General features: G+C 64.6%; 16 protein-coding genes and 1 pseudogene. 15 read left to right on the forward strand and 2 right to left on the reverse strand.

Annotation, left to right across the window (positions count from 1 at the left end; genetic code table 11):
- The first annotated feature begins 64 nt into the window (after window positions 1–64).
- The 13 genes and pseudogenes from AC5Y4C_RS07150 to AC5Y4C_RS07210 all read left to right on the forward strand — a co-directional run bounded on the left by AC5Y4C_RS07150 (window position 65) and on the right by AC5Y4C_RS07210 (window position 12,546).
- The gene (locus AC5Y4C_RS07150; RefSeq protein ID WP_499911921.1) at window positions 65–769 is read left to right on the forward strand and encodes a helix-turn-helix transcriptional regulator; all 705 of its coding nucleotides are present in this window, start codon (window positions 65–67) and stop codon (window positions 767–769) included.
- Window positions 766–4,428, forward strand: coding sequence for a Fe-S cluster assembly protein SufB (sufB, locus tag AC5Y4C_RS07155; RefSeq protein WP_499964586.1), 3,663 nt, complete (start codon window positions 766–768; stop codon window positions 4,426–4,428). Before AC5Y4C_RS07150 ends, sufB begins: the two co-directional genes overlap by 4 nt.
- Complete coding sequence (gene sufD / locus AC5Y4C_RS07160; RefSeq protein WP_499964588.1) at window positions 4,429–5,616, forward strand: Fe-S cluster assembly protein SufD; 1,188 nt, start codon at window positions 4,429–4,431, stop codon at window positions 5,614–5,616.
- A complete protein-coding gene (sufC, locus tag AC5Y4C_RS07165; RefSeq protein ID WP_499964589.1) occupies window positions 5,613–6,383 on the forward strand; it encodes a Fe-S cluster assembly ATPase SufC in 771 nt (256 codons plus the stop codon). Before sufD ends, sufC begins: the two co-directional genes overlap by 4 nt.
- A 2-nt stretch (window positions 6,384–6,385) precedes the next feature.
- The gene (locus AC5Y4C_RS07170; RefSeq protein WP_499964591.1) at window positions 6,386–7,630 is read left to right on the forward strand and encodes a cysteine desulfurase; all 1,245 of its coding nucleotides are present in this window, start codon (window positions 6,386–6,388) and stop codon (window positions 7,628–7,630) included.
- 1 nt (window position 7,631) lies between these two features.
- The gene (gene sufU / locus AC5Y4C_RS07175) at window positions 7,632–8,171 is read left to right on the forward strand and encodes a Fe-S cluster assembly sulfur transfer protein SufU (protein WP_499964593.1); all 540 of its coding nucleotides are present in this window, start codon (window positions 7,632–7,634) and stop codon (window positions 8,169–8,171) included.
- Window positions 8,140–8,493: a metal-sulfur cluster assembly factor gene (locus AC5Y4C_RS07180; RefSeq protein WP_499911935.1), complete on the forward strand. Its 354-nt coding sequence runs from the start codon at window positions 8,140–8,142 to the stop codon at window positions 8,491–8,493. The genes sufU and AC5Y4C_RS07180 overlap by 32 nt, the downstream gene beginning before the upstream one ends.
- 467 nt (window positions 8,494–8,960) lie before the next feature.
- A pseudogene (locus AC5Y4C_RS07185) lies at window positions 8,961–9,101 on the forward strand (PIN domain-containing protein); the annotation flags it as partial.
- Between the two features lie 129 nt (window positions 9,102–9,230).
- Window positions 9,231–9,362 (forward strand): hypothetical protein, encoded by a 132-nt coding sequence (locus AC5Y4C_RS07190; RefSeq protein WP_499911938.1) that lies wholly within the window; start codon window positions 9,231–9,233, stop codon window positions 9,360–9,362.
- 39 nt (window positions 9,363–9,401) lie between these two features.
- Window positions 9,402–9,776 carry a thioredoxin gene (trxA, locus tag AC5Y4C_RS07195; RefSeq protein ID WP_499964595.1) on the forward strand — a complete coding sequence of 125 codons (375 nt, stop codon included), beginning with the start codon at window positions 9,402–9,404 and terminating at the stop codon, window positions 9,774–9,776.
- Window positions 9,777–9,794: 18 nt separating this feature from the next.
- Window positions 9,795–10,619, forward strand: coding sequence for an enoyl-CoA hydratase (locus tag AC5Y4C_RS07200; RefSeq protein ID WP_499964596.1), 825 nt, complete (start codon window positions 9,795–9,797; stop codon window positions 10,617–10,619).
- Between the two features lie 12 nt (window positions 10,620–10,631).
- The gene (locus AC5Y4C_RS07205; RefSeq protein ID WP_499964597.1) at window positions 10,632–12,260 is read left to right on the forward strand and encodes an ABC-F family ATP-binding cassette domain-containing protein; all 1,629 of its coding nucleotides are present in this window, start codon (window positions 10,632–10,634) and stop codon (window positions 12,258–12,260) included.
- Between the two features lie 91 nt (window positions 12,261–12,351).
- Window positions 12,352–12,546, forward strand: a complete 195-nt coding sequence (locus AC5Y4C_RS07210) for a helix-turn-helix domain-containing protein (RefSeq protein ID WP_499964599.1) — start codon at window positions 12,352–12,354, stop codon at window positions 12,544–12,546.
- On the opposite strand, the gene AC5Y4C_RS07215 is transcribed toward AC5Y4C_RS07210, so the two are convergent.
- Both AC5Y4C_RS07215 and AC5Y4C_RS07220 read right to left on the reverse strand, forming a co-directional pair.
- The gene (locus tag AC5Y4C_RS07215; RefSeq protein WP_499911954.1) at window positions 12,543–13,106 is read right to left on the reverse strand and encodes a TetR/AcrR family transcriptional regulator; all 564 of its coding nucleotides are present in this window, start codon (window positions 13,104–13,106) and stop codon (window positions 12,543–12,545) included. The two genes, AC5Y4C_RS07210 and AC5Y4C_RS07215, sit on opposite strands and share 4 nt — an antisense overlap.
- An 11-nt stretch (window positions 13,107–13,117) precedes the next feature.
- Window positions 13,118–15,928, reverse strand: a complete 2,811-nt coding sequence (locus AC5Y4C_RS07220; RefSeq protein WP_499911956.1) for an aconitate hydratase — start codon at window positions 15,926–15,928, stop codon at window positions 13,118–13,120.
- 238 nt (window positions 15,929–16,166) lie between these two features.
- Here AC5Y4C_RS07220 and AC5Y4C_RS07225 point away from each other — a divergent pair, with 238 nt between their 5' ends.
- The gene (locus AC5Y4C_RS07225) at window positions 16,167–16,730 is read left to right on the forward strand and encodes an Rv1476 family membrane protein (protein WP_499964630.1); all 564 of its coding nucleotides are present in this window, start codon (window positions 16,167–16,169) and stop codon (window positions 16,728–16,730) included.
- A 223-nt stretch (window positions 16,731–16,953) separates the two neighbouring features.
- Window positions 16,954–18,384, forward strand: coding sequence for an NlpC/P60 family peptidoglycan endopeptidase RipA (gene ripA / locus AC5Y4C_RS07230; RefSeq protein WP_499964600.1), 1,431 nt, complete (start codon window positions 16,954–16,956; stop codon window positions 18,382–18,384).
- The last annotated feature ends 13 nt before the right edge of the window (window positions 18,385–18,397 follow it).

Consider the following 18,397-nt stretch of genomic DNA (forward strand, 5'->3'; position numbering starts at 1 on the left):
TCTCACCGTGGCGGTTAGGGTGCCCTTCGTAGAATGTGTCGGGCAATTCCGTCACAATGGTGTTGTGAAAATCCGTCCGGCAATCGACCGTCACACGCGTGGCGAGATCGTCCAGCTGCTGCTGGAGTCCGGACCCATCACCGCGGGTGAGATCGGGGAGCGCCTCGGCATTTCCGCCGCGGGCGTACGCAGGCACTTGGATGCGTTGCTGGAAGCGGGGGAGGCGCAAGCCAGCCCGGCGGCGTCGTGGCAGCAGCACGGCCGCGGGCGCCCCGCAAAGCGATACCGGCTGACCGCGGCCGGCAGGGCCAAGCTGGGCCACACCTACGACGATCTTGCCGCGGCGGCCATGCGCCAGCTGCGTGAAATCGGCGGGGAAGAGGCGGTGCAGACGTTTGCGCGGCGCCGCATCGACACGATCTTGGCTGGAGTGAGCGACGGTCCCGACGACGTGGAGGCCACTGCGGAGCGCGTCGCCGCGGCGTTGACCGAGGCCGGGTACGCGACCACCACGACGCGGGTGCGCGGCGCGGTCGAAGGCATCCAGATCTGTCAGCACCACTGCCCCGTCTCCCATGTCGCCGAAGAGTTTCCGGAGCTGTGCCAGGCCGAGCGCGACGCGTTCGCGGAGATCCTCGGCAGGCACGTCCAAAGGCTCGCCACGATCGTCAACGGCGACTGCGCCTGCACCACCCACGTACCACTGAATGACGCTGCGGGAGCCAGCCCGCGCCGAAGCCGCACAACCCTCGAAGGAGCTTCGATATGACCGCGACGCCGGACACCTCGTCCCACAAGGTGGGCGAACCGCTCAGCCAGGAGGAGGCCATCGCCTCGCTGAGCCGGTACGGCTACGGCTGGGTGGACACCGACGTCGCAGGTGCCAGCGCCAGGCGTGGGCTGGACGAAGACGTGGTGCGCGACATCTCGGCCAAGAAGAACGAGCCGGAATGGATGCTGCAGCAGCGTCTGAAGGCCCTGCGGATCTTCCAGCGCAAGCCGATGCCGACGTGGGGGTCCAACCTCGAGGGCATCGACTTCGACAACATCAAGTACTTCGTGCGCTCCACCGAAAAGCAAGCGGCCTCTTGGGACGATCTGCCAGAGGACATCCGCAACACCTACGACAGGCTGGGCATTCCGGAGGCGGAAAAGCAGCGACTGATCGCCGGTGTAGCGGCTCAGTACGAATGCTTGGCAGGCGAGACGCTGGTGTGGACAGCCAACCGCGGCGAGGTTCCGATCAAGGAGATCGCTTACGGCGACCGGGTTTTCGCCTACGACGAAGCGGCTGAGCGCTTCGTGGTCGCGCCGGTCAAAGCGGCAGCGCAGACAGACACCCGTCAGACGTACGAAGTCAAGACCACCCGTCGCAGCGTCCGTGCCACGGACAACCACCCGATCCTGGTGCTGCGCGACGAGCGTAAGCCGGGGCGTCAGCGAGCTCGGTATCACCGGCGTTGGGTCACGGTGGGCGAGTTGAAGCCGGGCGACTTCATTGCGGTGCCGCGGCAGCTTCCGGAATTCGGCATCGAGGCGGCGCTTCCCACCGTTGCGGGACTCACAACTCCGGCCGCCAGCAATGTCGATCTCATGTGGCTGCTCGGCCTCTACATCGGCGACGGCAACCTGCATCTTTCGTCGAAGACGTACCGGGTCCAGTTCGCGGTTCCCGCTACGGATGTCGAGTTGCGCGCTGAACTGGCTCGCGTGATCAAGGATCAGTTTGGCCTGCGGTGCATCGAGGCCGACGAATATCGCGTTGTCGTGAACTCGAAGGCGCTGACGGAGTGGATCACTGAGATCGGTTTTGCCGGCCTGTCGTTGACCAAGCACGTTCCGGATTGGGTGTACGGGCTGCCGGTCGATCAGCGACTCGCATTCCTTGGTGGCTGGGTCGACGCCGACGGGTACGTGGGCCCCGATAAGAGCGGTTCGATCTCACTGACGTGTGCCAACGAGCCGTTGATCCGTCAAGCGCGGGAGTTGGCCGAACTCTCCGGGTTGAGGGCAAGCGGGCCGTGGTCGTTCACGCAGCCATACCGCCATGCTCCGGAGCGCATGCAGACTGCCTGGCGGCTTGGCATTTCCGGCGACTTCGAACGCCTCGGGTGCCGAAACATCAAGCGAACCGACCGCTTCGGGCGACGCGCCTACTTCCACTCCTCGAACGGCGCGCACGGCACCACGATCCGCGCGCACTGCAACGACTGGCTCGGTTTCGAGCGGGTCACGTCGATCGAGCCCTACGCGGTTGAGCCGGTGTACGACATCGAGGTCGACGGTCCGCACAACTTCGTCGCCGAAGGCCTCGTGGTGCACAACTCGGAGGTGGTTTACCACCAGATCCGCGAAGACCTCGAGGCGCAAGGCGTTATCTTCCTCGACACCGACACGGGTCTCAAGGAACACGAAGACATCTTCAAGCAGTACTTCGGCACGGTGATTCCGGCCGGGGACAACAAGTTTTCCGCTCTGAACACCGCAGTGTGGTCCGGCGGGTCGTTCATCTACGTGCCGCCAGGCGTGCACGTTGATATCCCGTTGCAGGCCTACTTTCGCATCAATACCGAAAATATGGGCCAATTCGAGCGGACGTTGATCATCGCCGACGAGGGTGCCTATGTGCACTATGTGGAGGGATGCCTGCCGGCTGGCGAACTCATCACGACGGCCGACGGTGATCTTCGGAAGATCGAAGAGATCAAGGTCGGCGATTACGTTCTCGGCCACGACGGTCGGGCTCATCGTGTGACCGCGGTGCAGATGCGCGATCTCAACGGCGAGCTGTTCAAGTTCACCCCCATGTCGCCTGCGAATGCTTTCGAGGTGACGGCCGAGCATCCGGTGCTTGCTGTCCCGCGCAGTGAGGTTCTGGTCAAACGTCAGCCGCGTAACGGTTGGAAGCCGGAAGTCGACTCGAAGAAGTCGGCGTGCGCCGAGCCGCGGTGGATCGCGGCCAAGGACGTGGCAGAAGGTGACTTCTTGGTCTATGCGAAGCCGAAGCCTGTGCCGCACAAGACGGTGCTGCCTCTGGAGTTCGCACGGCTGGCCGGTTACTACCTGGCGGAGGGACACGCCACTCTCACCAACGGCTGCGAGTCGCTGATCTTCTCGTTCCACAGCGACGAGTTCGACTACGTCGAGGAAGTGCGGCAGGCATGCAAGTCGCTCTACGAGACGGCTGGCTCCGTTCTGGTTGAGGAACACAAGCACTCCGCGCGCGTCACCGTCTACACGAAGGCCGGCTACGCGGCGATGCGGGACAACGTCGGCGTCGGATCTGCGAACAAGAAACTGTCGGATCTGCTGATGCGTCAGGACGAGATCTTCCTGCGCGAGCTCGTCGACGCCTATGTCAGCGGCGACGGCAACATCACCAAGCGTGGTGGCGCGGAATGGAAGCGCGTACACACAACGTCCCGGATTTGGGCGTTCCAACTGCAGTCGATCCTTGCTCGTCTCGGCCACTACGCCACTGTGGAGTTGCGTCGACCGGGTGGGCCAGGCGTCATTCAAGGTCGGAACATCATGCGCAAGGACATTTATCAGGTCCAGTGGACCGAAGGTGGCCACGGCCCGAAACAGGCGCGGGACTGCGGTGATTACTTCCTCGTTCCGATCAAGAAGCGGTCCGTCCGTGAGGCCCATGAGCCGGTGTTTAATCTCGATGTCGCGGCACCGGACAGCTACCTCGCTTACGGGTTCGCAGTGCATAACTGCACGGCACCGATCTACAAGTCGGATTCGCTTCACTCCGCTGTTGTCGAGATCATCGTCAAACCGCATGCGCGCGTTCGTTATACGACCATTCAAAACTGGTCGAATAATGTCTACAACCTGGTCACCAAGCGTGCCCGCGCTGAAGCGGGTGCGACGATGGAGTGGATCGACGGCAACATCGGCTCCAAGGTGACGATGAAGTACCCGGCGGTCTGGATGACCGGCGAGCATGCCAAGGGCGAAGTGCTGTCAGTGGCTTTCGCCGGCGAAGGCCAGCACCAGGACACCGGCGCGAAAATGCTTCACCTGGCGCCGAACACGTCGAGCAACATCGTGTCCAAGTCGGTGGCTCGCGGCGGCGGCCGCGCGTCCTACCGTGGCCTGGTTCAGGTCAACAAGGGCGCGCACGGCAGCAAGTCAAGCGTGAAATGCGATGCGTTGCTTGTCGATACGGTCAGCCGCAGCGACACCTACCCGTACGTCGACATCCGCGAGGACGACGTCACGATGGGTCATGAGGCCACCGTCTCGAAGGTCAGCGAAGATCAGCTGTTCTATCTGATGAGCCGCGGCCTCACCGAGGACGAGGCGATGGCGATGGTGGTGCGCGGCTTCGTCGAGCCGATCGCCAAGGAGTTGCCCATGGAGTACGCGCTGGAGCTCAACCGGCTGATCGAGCTGCAGATGGAAGGTGCGGTCGGCTAGATGACGAACCTGACAGAGGCGGTAGAGGGTTCGGCCCTCACTGCCGCCAACAAAGGCGAGGTCTTCACCTCCTTCGACGTCGACTTGTTCGAGGTGCCCAGCGGCCGCGACGAGATCTGGCGGTTCACACCGCTGAAGCGGCTCAGGGGCCTGCACGACGGATCGGCACCCGCCACCGGCGCCGCCACCGTCGATGTCAGCGAGCAGCCAGGTGTGACCGTCGAGCGCGTCAGGCGCGGCGACGAACGCCTCGGACAGGGCGGTGTGCCCGCAGATCGGGTTGCCGCGCAAGCATTCTCGTCATTCGACGAGGCAACCATCCTCACCGTCGCGCGCGACACCGAGGTGGCCACGCCGATCGAGGTCGTCATCACGGGACCAGGCGAAGACGCGGTGGCCTACGGGCACTTGCAGATCCGCGTCGAGGAACTCGCCCGCGCCATCGTCGTCGTCGACCTGCGGGGCAGCGGAACCTACGCCGACAACGTCGAGATCATCGTCGGCGACTCGGCCGCGCTCGGCGTGATCTGGATCGCCGACTGGGCCGACGACATGGTGCATGTCAGCGCCCATCACGCACGGCTGGGCAAAGACGCCGTGCTCGGGCACGTCAATGTGACACTCGGCGGCGACGTCGTGCGCACCACAGTGAACGTGCGTTTCGGCGCACCCGGCGGCAACGCGCAATTGCTCGGCACGTATTTCGCCGACGACGGCCAGCATTTCGAGTCGCGACTGCTCGTCGACCACGCTCAGCCGAACTGCCGCTCCGATGTGCTGTACAAGGGTGCGCTCCAAGGCGATCCGCACTCGCACAAGCCGGACGCCCACACCGTCTGGGTGGGCGACGTATTGATCCGCGCCAACGCCACAGGCACTGACACGTTCGAGACCAACCGCAATCTGATTCTGACCGACGGTGCTCGCGCCGACTCGGTCCCCAACCTCGAGATCGAGACCGGCGAGATTCTCGGTGCCGGGCACGCAAGTGCCACAGGACGATTCGACGACGAGCAGATGTTCTACCTGCAGGCGCGCGGCATCCCGGAGGACCAAGCGCGCCGGCTCATCGTCCGCGGTTTCTTCAACGAGATCATCAACAAGATCGCCGTGCGTGCAGTGCGTGAGCGACTCACGGAAGCCATCGAAAAAGAACTAGCGATCACGGAATCGAGAGCATCGCAATGACCACACTCGAGATCAAGGATCTGCACGTCAGCGTCACTCCCAATGAGAACGAGGATATCCCCATCCTCAAAGGCGTCGACCTGACCGTGAAGTCGGGCGAAACGCATGCGCTGATGGGCCCCAACGGGTCCGGAAAATCGACGCTGTCGTATGCGATCGCCGGCCACCCCAAGTACAAGGTGACGTCCGGGTCGATCACGCTCGACGGCGAGGACGTACTGGCGATGACCGTCGACGAGCGCGCTCGCGCAGGGCTCTTCCTGGCGATGCAGTACCCCGTCGAGGTGCCGGGCGTGTCGATGTCGAACTTCCTGCGCACCGCCGCGACCGCTGTCAGGGGTGAGGCGCCGAAGCTGCGGCACTGGGTCAAAGAGGTCAAGGCCGCGATGGCCGACCTCGACATCGACCCGTCGTTCTCCGAACGCAGTGTCAACGAAGGCTTTTCGGGCGGCGAGAAGAAGCGTCACGAGATCCTGCAGCTCGACCTGCTCAAACCGAAGATTGCGATCCTCGACGAGACCGATTCCGGTTTGGACGTCGACGCGCTGCGGGTGGTCAGCGAAGGCGTCAACCGCTACGCGGAGAAAACCCACGGCGGGATCCTGCTGATCACCCACTACACCCGAATCTTGCGGTACATCCAGCCGCAGTTCGTGCACGTGTTCGTCGGCGGGCGCATCATCGAGTCCGGCGGCCCGGAACTGGCCGACGAGCTGGACGCCAACGGCTACATCCGGTTCACCGAGAAAGCCGCCACGGGGGCATAACCATGGCGACGTCGTTGGATGTCGACGCGATCAGGGCCGATTTCCCCATCCTCAAGCGGGTGATGCGCGGCGGAAAGCAGTTGGCGTACCTCGATTCCGGCGCGACGTCGCAGCGGCCGGTGCAGGTGCTCGACGCCGAACGCGACTTTCTGACGACGTCGAATGGGGCCGTACACCGCGGTGCTCATCAGTTGATGGAAGAGGCCACCGACGCCTACGAACAGGGCCGCGCAGACATCGCGGCGTTCGTCGGCGCCGATGCCGACGAGATGGTGTTCACCAAGAACGCCACCGAAGCGCTGAACCTCGTCGCATACGTGTTGGGCGACAAGCGATTCGACAATGCGGTCGGACCTGGCGACGTGATCGTCACCACGGAGCTCGAGCACCACGCGAATTTGGTCCCGTGGCAGGAGCTGGTGCTTCGCACAGGTGCGACGCTGCGTTGGTACGGCGTCACGGACGACGGCCGGATCGACCTCGATTCGTTCGCACTCGACGAACGCGTGAAGGTGGTCACCTTCAGCCATCATTCGAACGTGACCGGTGCGTTGGCGCCTGTTGCCGAGTTGGTCTCACGGGCTCGGGATGTCGGGGCGTTGACGGTGCTGGACGCCTGCCAGTCGGTACCGCACCAGCCGGTCGACTTCCATGAGCTCGGCGTCGATTATGCGGCGTTCTCCGGCCACAAAATGTTGGGCCCCAACGGGCTCGGCGTGTTGTACGGCCGCCGTGAGCTGCTGAACGCGATGCCGCCGTTCATCACCGGCGGGTCGATGATCGAAACCGTGACGATGGAGGCCACCACCTACGCGCCGGCCCCGCAGCGTTTCGAGGCTGGCACGCCGATGACCTCGCAAGTGGTCGGATTGGCCGCGGCTGCAAGATATTTGCGGGCCATCGGCATGGACAACGTGGAGGCGCACGAACGCGAACTCGTCGCCGCCGCGCTGAAGGGGCTGTCGGCTATCGACGGAGTCCGGATCATCGGTCCGACGTCGCTCGAGAATCGCGGCTCGCCTGTGTCGTTCGTCGTCGACGGCGTGCACGCCCACGATGTCGGGCAGGTGCTCGACGACGACGGCGTGGCTGTGCGGGTCGGGCATCACTGCGCCTGGCCGCTGCATCGCCGGTTCGGGATCGCGGCGACGGCGCGTGCGTCGTTCGCGGTGTACAACACGCTCGACGAGGTGGACCGGCTCGTGGCCGGCGTCCGTCGGGCGGTGGACTTCTTCGGCGGGGCGTGAGGTGCGGCTGGAGCAGATTTACCAGGAAGTGATCCTCGATCACTACAAGCACCCGCATAATCGGGGGCTGCGGGAGCCGTTCGACGCCGAGGTGTACCACGTGAACCCGACGTGCGGGGACGAGGTCACGCTGCGAGTGGCGCTGGAGGGCGACCGGGTCGCGGATGTTTCGTATGAGGCGCTGGGCTGCTCGATCAGCCAGGCGGCGACGTCGGTGCTCACCGACCAGGTGATTGGCCGAAGCGTCGACCGGGCACTCGACATCGTGGGTGCGTTCACTGAGATGGTGTCGTCGCGGGGGACTGTTGAGGGCGACGAAGACGTGATCGGAGACGGCATCGCCTTCGCCGGAGTGGCGAAGTATCCGGCACGCGTGAAGTGCGCGCTGCTCGGGTGGATGGCGTTCAAAGATGCGCTGGCCCAAGCCAGCGCGGAAAACGACGCGCTCGCACAGCCGAGCGCGGCAGATGCAGCGCTGGCGCAGGCCAGCGAACGTGTGGAGGTGGACGATGAGCGAAACGGCCGCTCAATTGCCGGATGACGAACTGCTGGCCGACGTGGAAGAGGCGATGCACGACGTCGTCGACCCTGAGCTGGGCATCAACGTCGTCGACTTGGGGCTGGTCTACGGGTTGAACGTCGAGCGCGGCGAACAGGGCACCGTGGCGCTGATCGACATGACGCTGACCTCCGCGGCGTGTCCGCTGACCGATGTCATCGAGGATCAGTCGCGCACAGCGCTCGTCGGCGCAGGGCTGGTCAACGAGATCAAGATCAACTGGGTGTGGAACCCGCCCTGGGGCCCGGACAAGATCACCGACGAGGGCCGAGAACAATTGCGCGCCTTGGGCTTCACTGTCTAAGGCGCACATCGATTACCCCGGCGGCGCGGCCCGATGACCGTTGCCCTGCAGATCCGCGACCTACCCGAGGACGTCTGCGACGCCATCGCGGCGCAGGGAGCCAAGCGAGGCCACTCGATGCAGGCATGCCCTCCTCGACTCAATGCAGTGCGAAGCGCGTATCGCACGTCAATTCCACGCACTCGAACTAGTCGCGCGCCAACGTCCTCTACGGCGGAAACCGGTTACTGCCGTGTCCATGTGGTGTACACCTCGCGCAGCGGATATACCGGCTTGATTCCAAGAAGAGCGCAGTCGATCTCGTGTTGCGCAGGCTCGTGGGTGGGCCATTGGGTCTGGACGAGGCTCTTGCGCGACGGGGGAGCGCGTTTGACTACACGAACGATGAGATCGAGTCGTTCTCGTCCGAAGGAAACTATCCCGGTGCTGACCGGTAGGTGATCGTCGACACTTCCGTCTAAGACGATTACCTCAACACCACGAACTCGCGCGCCAGCTGCTGGCTGGCGGACCGAATACGTGCGGACGAGCGAATTATCGTTCCCGATGTGGTGCTGATGGAGCTGATGATCGGCACCACCGACGAGGCAACGGCCGCGCTGCGTCGAGGTGATCCGAAAGCACTGCGGCCTTGCAGACGGAGCCGCTGTCCTGACCTCTACCTGTGGTACCGACGTTTGCCGAATTCCCGACGTGGCTACCCGAACCGTTAGCCACGAAATGAAGGAGCGCAAATCATGGCTGTGCCGGCGATAGCCCAGCAACTGCAACCGAAAAGCCGCGACGCCTCACAATGGGTGATTCCGGTGATCCTCGCGGCATGGGTGGTCGTCTTGCTCTGCGGCTTGCTGGTCAGCGGCGTCGCGTGACTTCGGAACATATCTCGAACCGAAGACGTTGGGCTGACCATGGCAACCAGAAACCTCACCGCCGCAGAATTCAACGAAACGATCAACAGCAACGAGATCGTGCTGCTCGACTTTTGGGCGTCGTGGTGTGGCCCGTGCAAGCAATTCGCGCCCACGTTCGAGGCGTCGTCCGAAAAGCACCCGAACATCGTGTACGCGAAAGTCGACACGGAAGCCGAACAAGAACTCGCAACGCAGGCGCAAATCCGCGCCATTCCCACGCTCATGGCCTTCAAGAAAGGCACGCTGGTGTTCAACCAGGCCGGTGCGCTGAGCCCCGCCATGCTCGAGGAACTGGTCCAGAAGGTTGAGGCGCTCGACGTGGAGGCCGCGCTCGCCGCACAGCACGCACAAGACGACGGCGAACAGGTCTGACCGCCCGCACGCGATAGCGTGCAATCCGTGAACAACGACTTCGTCCTGGTCGACCGTCCGCGCCCGCACGTCGCGCTCGTCACACTGAACCGGCCCGAGCGCATGAATTCCATGGCGTTCGACGTGATGGTTCCGCTCAAGGCGGTGATCGAAGACATTACCTACGACAACGACGTGCGTGTGGTCGTGCTCACCGGCGCCGGCCGCGGCTTCTCCTCGGGCGCCGACCACAAGTCCGCCGGATCCGTGCCCAACGTCGCCGGCCTCACCCGGCCCACCTATGCGCTTCGCTCGATGGAGATTCTCGACGACGTCATCCTCGGCCTGCGGCGCATGCACCAACCCGTCATCGCCGCGGTCAACGGTGCCGCGATCGGCGGGGGACTGTGCCTTGCCCTGGCCGCCGACATCCGCATCGCCTCGACAACCGCCTATTTCAGGGCCGCCGGCATCAACAACGGCCTGACCGCCAGCGAACTGGGCTTGAGCTACCTGCTGCCACGTGCGATCGGATCGTCGCGCGCCTTCGAGGTCATGCTGACGGGCCGCGATATCCACGCCGACGAAGCCGAACGCATCGGTCTGGTGTCGCGTACCGTGCCCGGCGACGAACTGCTCGAAACGTGCTATCAGATCGCCGATCGGATCGCCGCATTCTCCCGGCCGGGAATCGAGTTGACCAAGCGCACGCTGTGGACTGGACTGGACGCCAGTACCCTGGAGGGACACATGCAGGCCGAAGGCCTCGGGCAGCTGTTCGTGCGTCTGCTCACTTCCAACTTCGAAGAGGCCGTCGCCGCGCGTGCCGAAAAACGCGCACCGGTCTTCACCGACGACAAGTAAGGGACATCGGCCATGATCACCGCAACGGACCTTGAGGTCCGCGCCGGCGCGCGGATCTTGTTGTCCGCGGCGGGTTCGGCGCTGCGGGTGCAGCCCGGCGACCGCATCGGCCTGGTCGGCCGCAACGGTGCCGGCAAGACCACCACCATGCGGATCCTCGCCGGAGAGGCGGAGCCCTACGCCGGCACCATCCAACGCAGAGGCGAGATCGGCTATCTGCCACAGGATCCGAAGGAAGGCAACCTCAACGTCATCGCCCGCGACCGGGTGTTGTCGGCCCGCGGCCTCGACACGCTCATGACCGAGCTCGAAAAGCAGCAGGCCGTCATGGCGGAGGTTGTCGACGAAACCGAACGCGACAAAGCCATCCGCCGCTACGGGCAACTCGAGGAGCGGTTCGCCGCGCTCGGCGGATACGTCGCCGAAAGCGAGGCTGCGCGGATCTGCGCCAGCCTCGGCCTGCCCGATCGCGTTCTGATGCAGCCACTTCACACCCTGTCCGGCGGACAGCGTCGCCGCGTCGAGCTCGCCCGGATTCTGTTCGCCGCCTCCGACACCGGTGCCGGCTCGGACACCACGCTGCTGCTCGACGAGCCCACCAACCACCTCGACGCCGACTCGGTTGGCTGGCTGCGCGATTTCCTGCAGAACCACAGCGGCGGTCTGGTGGTGATCAGCCACAACGTCGAGCTGCTCGCCGACGTCGTCAACAAAGTCTGGTTCCTCGACGCGGTCCGCGGCGAGGTCGACGTGTACAACATGGGCTGGCAGAAGTACCTCGACGCCCGGGCCACCGACGAGCAACGCCGCCGCCGGGAACGCGCCAACGCCGAACGCAAGGCGACAGCCCTGCGGGCACAAGCCGCGAAGCTCGGCGCCAAAGCCACGAAAGCTGTTGCCGCACAGAACATGCTGCGTCGCGCCGACCGGATGATGGCCGGCCTGGACGAGGAACGCATCGCCGACAAGGTGGCGCGCATCAAGTTCCCGACGCCCGCACCGTGCGGCCGGACACCGCTGACAGCCACGGGCCTGACCAAGACGTACGGCTCGCTGGAGGTGTTCAGCGGCGTCGACCTGGCGATCGACCGCGGCTCGCGCGTCGTCGTGCTCGGGCTCAACGGCGCTGGCAAGACCACACTGCTGCGGCTTCTGGCCGGCGTCGAAACCCCCGACACCGGCGTCGTCGAACCCGGACACGGCTGCAAGATCGGATATTTCGCGCAAGAGCACGACACGCTCGACAACGGAGCGACGGTGTGGGAGAACATCCGGCACGCAGCACCTGACTCCGGCGACCAGGAGCTGCGAGGTCTGTTGGGCGCGTTCATGTTCAGCGGCCCGCAGCTGGAACAACTCGCGGGCACGCTGTCCGGTGGCGAGAAGACGCGGCTTGCGCTGGCCGGGCTGGTGGCCTCGACCGCGAACGTGCTCTTGCTCGACGAGCCCACCAACAACCTGGACCCTGCCTCGCGCGAGCAAGTGCTCGACGCGCTGCGCAGCTACGTCGGCGCGGTGGTTCTGGTCACCCACGATCCCGGCGCCGCGGAGGCACTCGACCCGCAGCGGGTGGTGCTGCTGCCTGACGGCACTGAAGACTTCTGGTCGGAGGACTACCGCGATCTCATCGAGCTGGCCTGAAACACCAACCGATTTCGGTCAATCGCCTCCATCGCCGCGTCGTTGCCCCTACTCTGCAAACTGCGGATGCTTTCACAGCGGGGAGATGGCGATGAGAAAGCCGGACAAGCAACGCACGGAGTTGCTACACGAGCTTCGCAACGAATACGAACACGGGGCGAGCATCAGGAAGCTGGTCGCATCGACTGGCCGCTCATACGGTTCCATTCACAGCATGTTGCGTGAATCGGGCACCACGATGCGCGGGCGCGGCGGCCCAAACCACACCCGCAGACGCGTCAGCTAGCGGCTGCGCACTGACTCCTCGACGAGATCGAGGACCGCGGAGAGCCGTTTGGGATCCTCGCCTGACGCCAGCCGCGCCACAAGTCCGTCGAGCACCAGATCCAGATAGCACTGCAGCACATCGCCGGGTACGTCGTCGCGCAGGCGCCCCGCTTTGCGCTGCCGACGTAGCCGCGCCGACGTCGCCGCCGACAGTTCCGCGGACCGCTGCATCCAGCCGCGGTGAAACGCAGGATCGTTGCGCAGCTTGCGGGCGATCTCCAAACGCGTTGCCAGCCAATCGAATTGCTCCGGTGCGGCCAGCATGTCGCGCATCACCTGGATCAGGCCCTCGCGTGAGGCGACGTCGGCCATCCGCTCGGCGTCCTCGCGGGCCAGTTCGAAGAACAACGCGTCCTTGTCCCTGAAGTGATGGAAGATCGCCCCCCGCGACATCCCGATCGTCTCTTCGAGCCGACGCACGGTCGCCCGGTCATAGCCGTATTGGGCGAAGCAACGTCGAGCACCGTCAAGAATCTGACGTCGACGAGCCGCCAAGTGCTCCTCGCTGACTCGGGGCATGTGGCGGCCGGTCAGGACCTCAGCATGCTGCGCAGGACGTACTGCAGGATGCCGCCGTTGCGGTAGTAGTCGGCCTCACCAGGCGTGTCGATGCGCACCACCGCGTCGAATTCTACGTCGTCGCCGCCTTCCTTGGATGCCTTGACATGCACGGTCTTCGGCGTCTTGCCGTCGTTGAGTTCCTCGATCCCGGTGATGTCGTAGGTCTCGGTGCCGTCAAGACCCAGATCCTTCGCCGACTTGCCCTCGGGGAACTGCAACGGGATCACGCCCATGCCGATCAAGTTCGAGCGGTGGATGCGTTCGAAGGACTCGGCGATCACCGCGCGCACACCCAGCAGCCGCGTGCCCTTGGCCGCCCAGTCGCGCGACGACCCCGACCCATACTCCTTACCGCCGAGCACCACCAGCGGAATGCCTTGCTCCGCATAGTGTTGCGCCGCATCGTAGATGAACGCCTGCTCGCCACCCTTGGTGAAGTCGCGCGTGTAGCCGCCCGACACGTCGTCGAGCAGAAGATTGCGCAGCCGGATATTGGCGAACGTCCCGCGAATCATCACCTCGTGGTTGCCGCGCCGCGAACCGTAGGAGTTGTAGTCCTTCTTCTCCACGCCGTGCTCGTCGAGGTACTGAGCCGCCGGGGTGCCGGGTTTGATGCTGCCGGCCGGCGAGATGTGATCGGTCGTCACCGAATCTCCGAGAAGCGCGAGCACCCGCGCACCCTTGATGTCGCTGACCGGTTCCGGATCGGCCGGCATACCGTCGAAGTACGGCGGCTTGCGCACATACGTCGACTCCGGGTCCCACTCGAACGTCTTTCCTTCGGGCGTCGGCAGGTTGCGCCACCGCTCGTCGCCCTTGAACACGTCCGCGTAGTTCTTGGTGAACATCTCCTGATTGATGGAATCGTTGATGGCGGCGTAGATGTCCTCGCGCGCCGGCCAGATGTCGCGCAAGAACACGTCGTTGCCGTCCTTGTCCAGGCCCAGCGAGTCGTTCTCGAAGTCGAAATCCATGGTGCCGGCGAGCGCGTAGGCGATGACCAGCGGGGGAGACGCCAGGTAATTCATCTTGACGTCGGGATTGATACGGCCCTCGAAGTTGCGGTTGCCGGACAGCACCGCGGTGACCGCCAGGTCGTTGTCGTTGACGGCCTGCGAGACCTCGTCGGGCAGCGGCCCCGAGTTGCCGATGCACGTGGTACAGCCGTAGCCCACCAGGTAGAAGCCCAACTTCTCCAAATACGGTGTCAGCCCGGCCTTTTCGTAGTAGTCGGTGACCACCTGCGAGCCGGGGGCCAGTGACGTCTTCACCCACGGCTTGGAGGTCAGGCCCTTGTCCACTGCGTTCTTGGCCAGCAAGGCGGCGCCCAGCATCACCTCGGGGTTGGAGGTGTTTGTGCAGGAGGTGATCGCTGCGATCACCACCGCGCCGTGGTCGAGGATGAATTCGCCGCGGTCCTCGGAGTTCACCTTGACCGGGTTGGACGGTCGACCCTCCGACTTGTTGGCCGCCGAGCGAAGGTCTGCCTCGCCGTCGTCCGAGTAGCAGATCGCGGCCGGATCGCTGGCCGGGAACGTCTCGTCGACGGCCTCGTCGACCTTGCTGTACTCCTTCTTTTCGGGGTCGTCGCCGACGTAGTTCTTGATGTCGCGCCGGAAGGCGGCTTTTGCGTTGGACAGCGGGATCCGGTCCTGGGGGCGCTTCGGCCCGGCGATCGACGGCTCCACCGACGCGAGGTCGAGCTCCAGGTATTCGGAGAACTCCGGCTCCTTGTCGGGCTCGTGCCACATGCCCTGTTCCTTCATGTACGCCTCGACCAGCTCGCACTGCTCGTCGCTGCGCCCGGTGAACTTCAGGTAGTCGATGGTCACCTGGTCGACCGGGAAAATGGCTGCGGTGGAACCGAATTCGGGGCTCATGTTGCCCAGGGTGGCGCGGTTGGCCAGCGGCACTTCCGCCACGCCCTCGCCGTAGAACTCGACGAACTTGCCCACGACGCCGTGCTCGCGCAGCATCTGGGTGACGGTGAGCACGACGTCGGTGGCGGTGACCCCGGGCTTGATTTCGCCGGTCAGCTTGAAACCAACCACCCGCGGAATCAGCATCGACACGGGCTGGCCCAGCATTGCGGCCTCGGCCTCGATGCCGCCGACGCCCCAGCCCAGCACGCCGAGTCCGTTGACCATGGTGGTGTGCGAGTCGGTGCCCACGCAGGTATCGGGATAGGCGACGCCGTCGCGTTCCATCACCACCCGGGCCAGGTACTCGATGTTGACCTGGTGCACGATGCCGGTGCCCGGCGGCACCACCTTGAAGTCGCTGAAAGCGCCCTGGCCCCAACGCAAGAACTGGTAGCGCTCGCCGTTGCGCTCGTATTCCAGCTCGACGTTGCGCTCGAACGCGTCTTCGCGCCCGAAGAGGTCGGCGATCACGGAGTGGTCGATGACCAGATCGGCCGGCGCGAGCGGATTGACCTTGTCGGGATCACCGCCCAACTCGCCGATGGCCTCACGCATGGTTGCCAGGTCGACGATGCACGGGACGCCGGTGAAGTCCTGCATGATCACCCGGGCGGGGGTGTACTGGATCTCGACGCTGGGCTCGGCCTTGGGATCCCAATTCGCGATGGCCTCGATGTGCTCCTTGGTGATGTTCGACCCGTCTTCGTTGCGAAGCAGGTTCTCGGCCAACACCTTCAAGCTGTAGGGGAGTTTCTCGGTTCCTTTGACGGCGTCAAGACGATAGATGTCGTAACTCTTGTCGCCGACCTTCAGGGTGTCGCGGGCATCAAACGAGTTGGCCGATTCTGCGCTGCTCACATTCACTCCCAGTTAAGTTGTCGGCCGGCGGCGGGCTGTTGTCGCCGGCACCTGCGATCCTAGCAGTACGCTTGTCCTGTTTCACCGGGGCGGCGGGCCGATTTTCCGTGCGCCCGGGCGAATCCGCACCCGCAGGGTGTACCCACTTTGGAAGTCGCTCTTCGCGCAAGCGCTCATCGGTGTCGGCCGCTCTTCGCGCAAGCGCTCGAGCGCCCGCGGTACGGTCATCACCGTGACGATGCCGCAGATTCCTCTCTATATCCCGGTAGAGGTGTGCGCGACCGTCGGAGCGTCCCCGGCGACACCCCCCGGCGAGTGCCTGAGCCAGGTCCTGGTCGATGTCCGCGACGACGGTGTCAGTGCGCCCAAGGACGTCGACGTCGCCGGCCTGCGCCAGGTGGTCACCGATGCCAAGCAAAAGGGCATCGACCTCAAAGTCGTCTGGGTGCCGAAAAACCCGCCGATCGACACTCCGCTTCGCGACATTGCCACCGAAGTCGGCCATGCCTATCCCGGATCGACGGTCCTCGTCATCAGTCCGGGGTGGGCCGGCACGTATAGCACCACCTATGACCGGGTGACGTTGGAAGCCGGTCAAGACGTCGCCAAAACGGCCGGAAACCCGGTACAGGCCGCAAAGAATTTCGTCAGCCAGCTGCAGACGCCGACCTTTTCCTGGACTGCGCTGACCATTGTTCTGATGGTCGTGGTGACGGTTGCGACCGTGCTCACCCGGGTACTGCAGGTGCGTAGCAAGCGCGCAGCGCAGCGTGCCGAGGTGCCGTCGGAGCCCACCGGCTGACCTGCGCTTTCGACGAACGTCGGCCGCAGTGGCCGCTGCCCGGATAACCAATTGGTCACAGCATTCTCAATTACAAGTTTGTAGTTTGTGACCAAAGTTTCTTCAGTGTCAAATGTGACGTACGGTTCGTATGTCCACTTCTGTTATTGAAGTGATTCGAGTGTCGACTCGGCACTGACGAGCGCTTGCGCGAAGAGGCACGGACATAGGAGACCGAAGTCGCATGACATGCATCCGCCACTCGGTATGCGCGACAGCAGTGGTCGTCGGGCTGTTGGTGTCCACTCCGGGGCTGGCGGCCGCGGATCCCGCCCCGGCTGCGCCCAACGAAATGGCATCGCTGATCGCAGCGGTGGCCGACGCAAATCAGAAGCTTCAGGACATCGGCGCGGCAGTGCAGAGCCGCCAAGAGGCGGTGAACAAGGCGATCGTCGACGTGCAGACCGCCCGCGAGCGGGCTGACGCAGCGAAGGCCGAGGTGGCGGGCAGCCAGCGCGCAATAGAGGACGCGAACACCGCGATCGCGGCCGCCCAACAGCGCTTCGACACGTTCGCCGCCGCGGCTTACGTCAACGGCCCGTCGTCGTCGTATTTCTCGGCGACCAATCCCGAGGACTTCATCGCGACCGCGTCGGCGGGGGAGGCGCTCGCGATCAGCGCCAAGCAGACCCTCACCGATTTGCAGCGTGCCCGCACTGAGCAGGTGAACAAGGAATCGGCGGCAAGGGCGGCCCAGCAGAAGGCGGATCAGGCTGCTGCTGACGCGAAGCGCGCCCAGGACGACGCAGTGGCCGCGCTGACCGACGCGCAGAAGCAGTTCGGCGCCCAGAAGGCCGAAGTCGACAAGCTGGCCGCCGAGCGCAACGCCGCCCAGGCCAAGCTCGACGCGGCCCGGGCCGTGTGGTCAACGTCGGCCGGCCGGACCCCGCAACCTCCGCAGGCCGCTCTCGGCCCGGCGCCGCCAACCGGCCCAAGGGATCGCTGGGACGCGCCGGGCTCGAATACCCCTGCGCCGCAAGCGAATACGCGTAACTGGGACGCAACGGCGTGGGATCCGACGCTGCCTGCAATCCCGAGCGCGTTCGTCAGCGGTGATCCGATCGCGATCATCAACGCGGTGCTCGGCATCTCGGCTACGTCGTCGCAGGTCACGGCGAATCTAGGGCGGAACTTCCTGATCAAGATGGGCATCATCAAGCCCAATCAGCCCGATCCCGGCATCACCAACGGGCGAATTCCGCGGGTCTACGGCCAGCAGGCCTCCGAGTACGTGATCCGCCGCGGCATGTCGCAGATCGGGGTGCCGTACTCGTGGGGCGGAGGCAATGCGGCCGGACCCAGCCCCGGCATCGACGGCGACGAGAACATCACAGGCTTCGACTGCTCGGGACTGGTCTTGTACTCGTTCGCCGGCGTCGGTATCAAATTGCCGCATTACTCCGGCGCCCAATACGACATGGGCCGCAAGATCCCCGCGGCTCAGATGCGCCGCGGCGACGTCATCTTCTACGGCCCGGGCGGCAGCCAGCACGTGACCATCTACCTGGGCAACGGCCAGATGCTCGAAGCCCAGCAAAGCGGCGTGCCGGTCAAGGTCTCGCCCGTGCGCACCAGCGGCATGACGCCGTACGTGGTCCGCTACATCGAATACTGACCAGGAGGGAAGA

It is taken from the genome of Mycobacterium sp. NGS35 (assembly GCF_059812855.1).